This window comes from Anaerococcus senegalensis JC48 (assembly GCF_000321005.1).
Classification (GTDB): Bacteria; Bacillota; Clostridia; order Tissierellales; family Peptoniphilaceae; genus Anaerococcus; species Anaerococcus senegalensis.
On sequence record NZ_HE578907.1, the window covers coordinates 1,206,968 to 1,217,255 of the forward strand.

Annotated in this window: 7 protein-coding genes; 1 reads left to right on the forward strand and 6 read right to left on the reverse strand. The window is 28.9% G+C overall.

The features are described from left to right. Positions 1-7: 7 nt before the first annotated feature. The 6 genes from ASHG_RS05820 to ASHG_RS05845 all read right to left on the reverse strand — a co-directional run bounded on the left by ASHG_RS05820 (position 8) and on the right by ASHG_RS05845 (position 7,822). Positions 8-1,285, reverse strand: coding sequence for an ATP-grasp domain-containing protein (locus tag ASHG_RS05820; RefSeq protein ID WP_040398141.1), 1,278 nt, complete (start codon positions 1,283-1,285; stop codon positions 8-10). 19 nt (positions 1,286-1,304) lie between these two features. Continuing rightward, complete coding sequence (locus ASHG_RS05825) at positions 1,305-1,898, reverse strand: sugar transferase (protein WP_084689286.1); 594 nt, start codon at positions 1,896-1,898, stop codon at positions 1,305-1,307. Positions 1,899-1,906: 8 nt separating this feature from the next. Beyond that, positions 1,907-3,106: an ATP-grasp domain-containing protein gene (locus ASHG_RS05830; RefSeq protein WP_040398142.1), complete on the reverse strand. Its 1,200-nt coding sequence runs from the start codon at positions 3,104-3,106 to the stop codon at positions 1,907-1,909. 15 nt (positions 3,107-3,121) lie between these two features. After that, a complete protein-coding gene (locus tag ASHG_RS05835) occupies positions 3,122-4,336 on the reverse strand; it encodes a DegT/DnrJ/EryC1/StrS family aminotransferase (protein ID WP_187364732.1) in 1,215 nt (404 codons plus the stop codon). Beyond that, positions 4,336-6,297 carry a nucleoside-diphosphate sugar epimerase/dehydratase gene (locus tag ASHG_RS05840; RefSeq protein WP_040398143.1) on the reverse strand — a complete coding sequence of 654 codons (1,962 nt, stop codon included), beginning with the start codon at positions 6,295-6,297 and terminating at the stop codon, positions 4,336-4,338. Before ASHG_RS05840 ends, ASHG_RS05835 begins: the two co-directional genes overlap by 1 nt. 91 nt (positions 6,298-6,388) lie before the next feature. Further along, positions 6,389-7,822, reverse strand: a complete 1,434-nt coding sequence (locus tag ASHG_RS05845) for an LCP family protein (protein ID WP_040398144.1) — start codon at positions 7,820-7,822, stop codon at positions 6,389-6,391. 235 nt (positions 7,823-8,057) lie between these two features. On the opposite strand from ASHG_RS05845, the gene ASHG_RS05850 reads away from it, so the two are divergent. Then, positions 8,058-9,377 (forward strand): C1 family peptidase, encoded by a 1,320-nt coding sequence (locus ASHG_RS05850; RefSeq protein WP_040398146.1) that lies wholly within the window; start codon positions 8,058-8,060, stop codon positions 9,375-9,377. The last annotated feature ends 911 nt before the right edge of the window (positions 9,378-10,288 follow it).

Below are 10,288 nucleotides of genomic sequence, written 5' to 3' on the forward strand. Positions count from 1 at the left end.
TCTACGTTTATTTTCTACAATATAAAATATCTACCATGTTTTCGCAATTTTCGTCTAATACTTTTAGTGAACCATTTACATATTTTATATATTCTTCCAGTTGTTCTTGACCATCAGCAACCAAGTGAATATAACCAAAGACTTGATGTGTTGTTCCTGTTTTCTCAATTACATCATTTACTATATGAGATTGGATAAATGCATAAACAAATTCCTTGTTTATCAAATCTTCTAATCCTTCTATAGATTTAATAGTTCCATGTTTTAGTTGTATTGGTAAAATACAATATTTATGATTTTTTCTCTCTTTTATTTCTTTTATATCTTTAAAATTTTTGTATAAAGGCTTAGATGTTGCCAAATAATTAATTAATAGGTGCATTTGGTTTATGCCAAATAAATAATCTACTGGATAGTATGTTAAAGATCCGCCATACCTGTATCCTATTTCATTTAAATAAAAATTATTTTCATCATAAAATACTTCTATCCATATTGGACCATACTTAATACCAATTCCCTCAAGCATATTTATTATCTTATCATTTATATTAGCTTTGAAGTCCTCTGTTAATTTTGATGGCATAAATTGTATTGACATTACAGGTGCACTATCTTTATTTATTTTTTTTGATTCTTTATCTGTTAATCCACAAAAAATAACTTCTCCTTCTTGTGCTGTATAATGTGCTATTAAACTATGTTCAAAATTCATTTTCTTTTCAAATAAAACATTTCCTGTTTTCGAAGCACTTTTAGCTTTATTATAGGCATTTATAAAATCATCTGGTTTTTCACAAATTGTAATTCCAGTAGAACCATTATTATCGACTGGTTTTGTTACTAAAGGAAATGTTAATTTTGAAATTTGATTTTCATCTATTGGCTCAGCAATATCAAACACAGGGCTTACTGGCAAATCATATTTCCTACATACATCTTTAAAAATAGCTTTGTTAGTTGCCATTTTCCATTGATTCTTCTCACAGTATTTTGGAATACCTGTATCTTCTGCTAATTTTATTGAAATGGGAATATTAACTTCACTCGCTCCTGGATAAATACCATCTATTTTTTCTTTTATAATCAAATTTTTTATAGATTCTATATCGGTAGTATCCATCAGATATTCTTCATCTGCGATTTGTTTTACTATGCATTCTTCTTTTGACCTTCTATCTATAGCTATTATATAAGCACCTTGATCTTTTGCATATTTTGCAGCTTCATAGAAATAAGTTGAAGCTCCTAAAAATAGAATTTTTTTTCCATCTAAACTTTTCATTGGTATTACTTCCTTATAATTAATTAGTATTTATATTTTTTTGGAGTAAAACAGACTTAGCAGTTTGTATTACTATTTTGAGATCAACAATGAAGCCTAAATTTTCAGCATAATAAACATCTTTTTCAAGTTTTTCTGCTTGATTTATAGAGTTTCTATAATAAGCTTGGCTATACCCTGTTACTCCTGGTCTTATACTCAATCTCTTCTTTTCAACATCTGACATATCTTCATATACTTTACTAGGATTATTTGGTCTAGGTCCAATCCAGCTCATATCACCTTTTAAAATATTAAATACTTGTGGCAATTCATCTATTGAAGTTTTTCTCAAAATTTTTCCGATTTTTGTAACTCTTGGATCATTTGCACTATTAAAAGTAGAATTGTCTTTGTTTCTAATGTCTGGTGCATTCATTTTCATTGAGCGAAGTTTATACATTCCAAAAATGGAGCCATTTAAGCCCCTTCTTTTTGCTATATAAAAAATATCACCTTTATCTTCAATGTATATCAAAATTCCAAATATTAGACAAATTATTAGTACAAACGGCAAGGCAATTATTGCAAGTATTAAGTCTAGTATTCTTTTTATAATCTTTCTGTATATCATTATTTTCCTTACTTTTCTACTTCTATTTTTATTTTTTCCAAAGCTTTTTCACAAGATAGTGTAGCTTTTGAAGTATTCTCAGCTTGTGATATGACATAGGCAACTCTATCGTTTGAGCTTTTTATTTGTCTTGACTCTTCTCCAACTCCATGGACTATTTTAACATCTTTTACTCCTTGGATTTTATTTGCTTGGTCAACACCTGTTATTTTTATTATTTTACCTACATCACATTTTTTATATCTTGTTGCTGAAGCTTTTTGAAATTTTTTTCTAATATCTACTTCTTGTCCAAGTGCAATATTTATACAGGCTTCTACCATGTTTACTCCTGTTGAGTATGGAACTAAGTGCGTTGTTATATTATCCCCACCTAGTCTTGCGCCTAATTCAACAATTTTTGGCCCATCTTTTGTTACTTTTATTTCTGTATGAGATGGACCATTTTTAATTCCTATGGCTTTATTTGCATCTATTGCCACTTTTTTTATTTTTTCTAATACATCTTTATCTAATGATGATGGCTGATTGTGACCCATTTCTACAAAATATGGTTGTCCTGTTGTAATTTTATCGGTAATTTGTATTACATGGCAAGTTCCTTTATATGAAATTGTTTCTACACTAACTTCTGGACCTTGCATAAATTCTTCTACGACCAGAAGTCCTGAATTCGAATTTTCTTTGCAACATTTATATATCTTTTCTAATTCTTTTTGATCATAATTTTCTATAAGCCTTATTCCCCTGCTTCCCGAATTATCTGCAGGTTTTACTATAGCCTTATAATTTTTATTTTTAATTTTTTCTATAGCCTCAAGATACTGATCATACTTGTCTACTGAAAAGTACATAGGAATTGGTACAGATGATTTTTTTAGAGCATCTCTCATTTTTGATTTATTTGTAGCATTCATTGCAGTTATTTCATCAATTGCTATTAAATTTAATTCTTCTGCAACTTTTGCTACAGTTATCATTGGCCTATCACTTGCTATGGTTATTATTCCATCAATATTATTTTCTTTTGCAGCTTTTAAGACTTTTTTTGTATCTGTAGTACTTACTACTATTTTTTTATCTGCATATGAAAAACCTTCTGCATTAGGATTCATGTCAACTGCTATAACATATACTCCCATTTTCTTTGCTTGAACAATTGCAGGGATTTGTAGGACACTTGCTCCTAAAATCATTAATTTTTTCATAAAACCTTCTTTACTTTATTTATACTTTTTCACAATCTCACAAAAACTTTTAATAATATAATCAACTTCCTCATCAGTTAATTTTGTATGAAGAGGTAGGGTTATTTCGTTTTTGAAATGGTTGTAGGCGTTTGGATAATCTTTTATATCAAATTCAAGATTTTTATAGGCTGTTAATAAGGGAAGTGGTTTATAATGGACATTACATGCAACTCCCTCTCTAGCCATTTCTTCTATTATTTTATTTCTTTGTTCTGTATCTATTCCTGGAACTTGTGTTATATACAAGTGGCCTGATGATTTATGATCTTGGTCGAAGTGGTTTAGTGATTTTATTCCTAGTGGTATAAATGCTTTATCGTATTTTTCTATTATTTCTTTTCTTCTTTTTAATAGTGACGGATATCTTTTTACTTGGGCAAGTCCGATTCCTGCTAGAACATCTGTCATATTACATTTAAACCAAGGTCCTATTACATCATATTCCCATGAACCTAGTTTTGTTTTGCTTAGGGCATCTTTTGATTGTCCATGAAGGGATAGGAGTTGATACTTTTTGTAAAGTTTTTCGTTATCAATTCCTTTTATATCTTTCCATGTTGCATATCCACCTTCTGCTGTGGTGAAATTTTTTACTGCATGGAAGGAAAAGTTTGAAAAATCTGCTATTGATCCTACTTTTTTCCCTTTGTATTCCGCTCCCAAAGCGTGAGCAGTATCTGCCATTACTATAATTCTATCGAAAGCTTTTTGTATCTCATTATTTGCTTTAAATAAACTTTTCTTTTCTTCTACAATCTCAAAAATTTTGTCGTAATCACAAGGTACTCCTCCCAAGTCTATTGGAATAATTACCTTTGTATTTTCAGTAATAGCTTCTTTTAGTTTTTCGTAATCCATTTCTAAATTTTCTTTTTGGGTATCTACTAAAACTAATTTTGCTCCAACATGGTCTACTACTGAGGCTGTTGCTGTATAAGTATAGGCACTTGTTATTATTTCATCGCCCTTTCCAATTCTCAAAACTCTAAGGGTCATTTCTGCCGCTGCTGTTTGTGAGTTTAAGCAAACTCCCTTGTTTGTTCCAGTAAATTGTAATAATTCTTCCTCTAATTTTTTTGTTTTTGGTCCTGTTGTTATCCAGCCTGATTTTAAGGCATCTACCACTTCATCTATTTCTTCATCGCTAATATCTGGTGGAGAAAATGGTATGTTCATTTTTTTTGTCATTATTTATTCCCCTTTCCTATAAATGTGCTTATCAAAATATTGATAGTCTCGATTATATCTAATTCGTCTATGTTTTCTTGGTTTATTACCTTATCAAGTTTTTGGAAAAATTCTTTTCTTGAAAATTCTAATGGTCTTCCTACGGATATTCCTTCTACTTTTGTATCTGATAAAAGTTCTTCATCCATTAGTCTTTCTTCGTATAATTTTTCTCCAGGTCTTAGTCCTGTGTAAATTATTGGCATATCTATGTCTGGTTTGTAGCCTGATAGTTTTATTAATTGCCTTGCCAAATAATCTATTTTTACTGGTTCTCCCATGTCTAAAACAAAGATTTCTCCGCCTTTTGCCATTGATCCTGCTTGTAAAACTAATTTTACAGCTTCTTTTATTGTCATAAAATAGCGAATCATTTCTGGATGGGTTACTGTTACTGGCCCTCCTGATGCTATTTGTTTTTTAAATAATGGAATTACTGATCCATTTGATCCAAGTACGTTTCCAAACCTTACTGCAACAAATTCTGTTTTAGGAGTTTTTTCTTGTAAATAATCTTTTGGATTTATTGTAACTATTCTATCTCCATCGTTGATTGCTACTTTTGCTAGTTTTTCGTATTCTTTATTTTCTCTTATATCATTTATTCCTTGAATTATTTTCTCACAAACTCTTTTAGTAGCTCCCATTACTGATGTTGGATTTACTGCTTTATCGGTTGAGATTAAAACAAATCTTTTTGCATCATATATTAATGAAAGTAGGGCAACTATATATGTTCCTCTTACATTATTTTTTATTGCTTCAACCGGACTTACTTCCATTAATGGTACGTGTTTGTGAGCAGCTGCGTGGAAAATTATTTCTGGTTTATATGTTTCAAATACATTTTTAACTCTTGCAAAATCTCTTACTGAACCAATTAAAGTAATAAATTTTAAATCTTTATTATTTCTTTTTAATTCTTGTTCTATTTCATAAGCATTATTTTCGTAGATATCAAAAATTATTAAAAGTTTTGGACCGTATTGAGCAATTTGCCTACATAGTTCTGAACCAATTGAACCACCGCCACCAGTTACAAGAACGACTTTATCATTTAAATAATCAAATGTTTCATTTGAAAATATTTTTACAGGATCACGTCCCAACAAATCTTCTATTTGAACTTCTTTCATTCCAGACATGGAAATATTTCCAGAAACTAATTGATAAATTCCAGGAAGGACTTTCACTTCACAATTTGTTTCGTTACATATTTGAAGAATTTCCCTTCTTTGATTTTCCTCAGCTGACGGTATTGCAACTAATATTAAATCTATATCTCCTTTATCTACTAATTCTTTTATAGAATTACGATCTCCATAAATTATTGTATCATCAATATATTGACCTTTTTTATGAGGATTATCATCTATAAAAGCAACAACTTTTATTCCAATATTTTCTTGCCTATTTGACTTGTTTATATCTTCTTTTATAGTTTGACCAGCAGAACCTGCCCCAACTATTATCGCCCTCTTAAATTCCGGATTTTTTTCTATTGCATTATATTTGTTTTGAATTAACATTTTTTTTGCAAATCTTAAAGCGACTGTGAACATATATTGAATTAAAAACCCAATTATAAAATATGAGATAGGCATCCTTATAAAAAATAAAGAAATTCCTATAACATGAATAAATACTGATAGGATAACAGCTTGAGTTATTTTTATTAGCTCATTATAAGATGCATATTCTAAAATCATCCTGTACAACTTAAAAAATACATAAATTGCAATTGTGATTATTGTGTTAAAAATCGCATAATTCCTAAATCCATTTAGATATTCTAATGGAATTTGATTAAATTGCATATCAAACCTTAAAAATAATGCGAAAAAGTATGCCAAATTAATTATAATTATATCAAAAACTAAAAGTATTAAAGTTTTTTTGTTATATATTTTCTTTAAATTCATATTCCCTTCTTTATTTTTTATTTTTTTAATCTAGTAAAATCTAGTTTTTAAAAATAAACACTAAATAAAAGGGAAATTTCTTTCCCTTAAATTATTTATTTCTATTATTATTCAATATATTTTTGTGTACACTTTCTATAGACTCATCATCTGCTTGCATCATATAAAGTTCACTTGATGGCATCAAATATGATGGAAGTCCTTGTGCTCCGTAGCCTTTAATAGCCTGACTTTCTATTTTCCAATTTTTGTTATCTTCTAATTGCCCATTAACCATTTCTATCATTTTATTGTATGGCAAATTAGTATTTACAGATTCCAAGGCTACGTCTGCTATAGAACTAAAATTCATTAATGTTTCTGTTGATAATAATTTATTTATTATTCCAGTCATTACTCTGACTTGATTTTTTCCTCTATCAAAATCGCCTTCTGCTAGATTATATCTTTCTCTAGAAAAAGCAAGTGCCATTTCTCCATTCATATGAACTCTTCCTTGTGGGAAATTATATCCACCTATTGATTCAAAAGCTACTGGGTTTTCTACTTCAACTCCTCCCAACAAATCAATTAGTTTTGTGAGCGTTGTAAAATTAACCTTAGCATAATAATCTATATCTATATCTAATAATTTCTCTAAAGTTTTAATTGATGTATCAACTCCAAAAAGACCTGCATGGGTTAGTTTATCATTTGCACTTTCACCAAGACCTGCTATATTTACATAAGTATCCCTTGGAATTGTTGTAATTAAAATTTTTCCTTTTTTAGGATTTACACTTACTATCAAGTTTACATCTGATCTTGAAACATTTGAAAGTGCTCCGTAAGTATCAATTCCTGAAATATATACATTAAAACTTTGATCTTTTCCTACTTTATTATTTTCTTTTAGATTTTCATCACCCTTAACAGAATAAGATTTCAAAACTCTAGTTTTATCTGAAAATCCTTCAATAGATTCATCAAGCATTTGTCTAAAACCTTCATTTAAAATCATTACTTGAGCGTTTCCATTTATAAGAGCTTCTGCTGATTTTATGTAATCTCCAAAATCTTCAGCGTTAATTTCTCCCTTATCTTTTTTATATTTTTCTATAGTTTGATCTATATTTTTTTCATCCATTTGTCTTGCAATAGCAACTTGAGTTTGTCCTATATCATCAATTGAATTAAAATTTGAATCCTTCAATACAACAAAAGACATACGAGTTTTATTCAAGTCCTTTTTTTGATTGATTTTTTCTACAGTTTTAATTGATGTATTTGCGTAAGACATAAATATTCCTTCGCATACGCTTATTAATATCAACCCAACTATAAATATTGCCTTCACAACTTTACTTGCATTCTTTTTCTTAAAAATAAAGATGGAAAATCCTACAATTACGATTAGGATTAATCCCAAAATAATAAATCTCAATTTTTTTGGTAAAATATTGTATTTATTTACAAAATAAAAGAAAAGGATGTATATTATAGAAGATAAAAATATTGAAATTTTAGATATTAAGTTCTTTGTCATGGCTTCAAAATTTCTCCTTTTATACACAATTTTTACTTAGTCCCTAAATAAGGATATACTAATCTGTAACTTTTGTCAATAAATTATAGGCTATATTCATTGAAATTTAAAAGTTTTTTAATACTTTGGAAAATACTTATTTATTTTTACGACAAAAAAACTTTTTCCTAATATTTACTTTTATTTATGAAAAAAACTGATAAAGTATAGTTAATGATTTTTAAGAGGTGATTTTATGAATTTAGATAAGAAAATTTTAAAACAATTAGAAACAATTTATGATAAAGATGAAAAAAATAAGGTAATTGAAAATGCTATTTCTAATATGGGAATAAAGGAGGCCTCCCTTGATAGAAATATTATTAATAGGCACGATTTTATTTTTTCTAATGAGGTCGAAACTAAGGATGTTACCAATCAAAAAAAGACTGGTAGATGTTGGATGTTTGCAGGGCTAAATATGGTTAGGATGCATATTGCCAAAAAACTTAATATGGAAAAGTTTGAGCTTTCCGAGTCTTTTTTGTATTTTTATGACAATATGGAAAAGGCAAATTTGTTTTTACAAAGGGTGATTGATACAAAAAATTTGGATATTAAGGATAGAAAAGTTGAGGATGTTTTTTATTCTACTCCTGAAGACGGGGGTTATTTTGAATTTTTCTATTATTTGATCAAAAAATATGGAATTGTTCCAAAAAATGCCATGGGCGAACTTTACCATACTGATCAATCTCAATTTATGTTTTATGTATTAGAAAATGCTCTCAAAAAAATTGCCATGAAAATTAGGGCAACAGATGATGAGAAAAAAATAGAAAATTTAAGGAAAGAAGGGCTTTCTTATGCCTATAATATTTTTGCAAAATCAATAGGAAAACCTGTAGAATCTTTTGATTTTAAATATTATGATAAGGATGATAAATATCATATAGAAGAAAATATGACTCCAAAAGAATTTTTTGATAAGTATGTGGGTGATTTTTTTGATGGAAAAGTTAAGTTATTAAATGACCCAAGGCACCCTTACAATAGGATTTTGGTTGATAAGATGGCAAAAAATGCAGTTGACCTTGATGATCTTGTTGGAATTAATGTGGATATGGATACCATGAGCAAATTTGCCCAAAAATCCATAAAAAATAATGAGACAATGTGGTTTGCTTGCGATGTTGATATAAATGAAGACAGAGAAAGTGGAGTTTTAGATGAAAATTTATTTAATTTTGACCAAACTTTTGTTAATTTCCCAAAAATGACCAAGGAAGAAAGAATAAATTCAAGATATTCTACAGCATGTCACGCCATGAATCTTACAGGATTTGATAAAAAAGGTAAAGAGGTTGAATTCTGGAAGATAGAAAATTCCTGGGGCGAAGATGACGGTAAAGATGGATATTTTTCTATGACTGATGAGTGGTTTAGGGAAAATACCTTTGAGTTGATAATAGATAAGAAATTTTTGACAAAAAAAGTAATGGAAGCCTTTGATAAGGAAAAAATTTATTATGATGAATTTGACCCTATGTATAAGATGCTAAGAAATGTTAGATAGAAATTTTTTTGATTAATTAATAAAGATATATCTATAGCCCATCTCGACTAAAGGTAAGGTAGTGAAGTGCATTAGAGATCACTTTGTTTTCTTTGCTAAAAGCTTAGTTTTATTTTTTGATTAATTTAATTTATGAGATCTCTCCACACTAAAACTCATTTGCTTTGCAAATTCCTCCGTGCTCATGAAAACTCATTTACTACGTAAATTCTTCCGTGCTCTCGCACTAGTTTTCAGGATTTATAACCGAAATCAACGGTTATAAATCTGCACTAGTTTTAGGGATAAATATGCCAAATCAAGGCATATTTATCAGGTCGATATGGGTACTGGTTTTATTTGGTTTATTTCTGAAGGATAATTTTTTCTATATTTGAATTTAATAAGAGATCTCTCGACTTCGCTTGAGATGGGCTTAATTGGAAATTTTTTATTACTAAATAATCATCTTAATTTAGATTGTATTTAATAGATTTTTCCTAATCGTTTTAACAAGTATAAACTTTAGCTATTAAATAAATATCCCAAACACCCATCTCGACTAAACGTAACGTAGTGGAGTGCACGGAGAGATCTCTTTTTTTGTCTTTGCTAAAGGCTGAGTTTGATTTTGGGATTAATTTAATACAGAGATCTCTCCACTCACTTTGTTCGGTCGAGATGGGTTTTCTTGCGACTTTTTTTATTGCTAAAGGATTTAATAAACTAGATTTCGATTTTTATTGAGTAATATATTTTTTTAATTTTCCTAATATTTATTAATATAAACTTTAGCTATTACATACATAAGGCAATCACCCATCTCGACTAAGCGTAACGGAGTGAAGCGCATGGAGAGATCTCTTTTTTTATATTCGATAAATTTCTTTAAATATCAACTTTAGTCTTTAAGTATATAAAAAATAACCCAT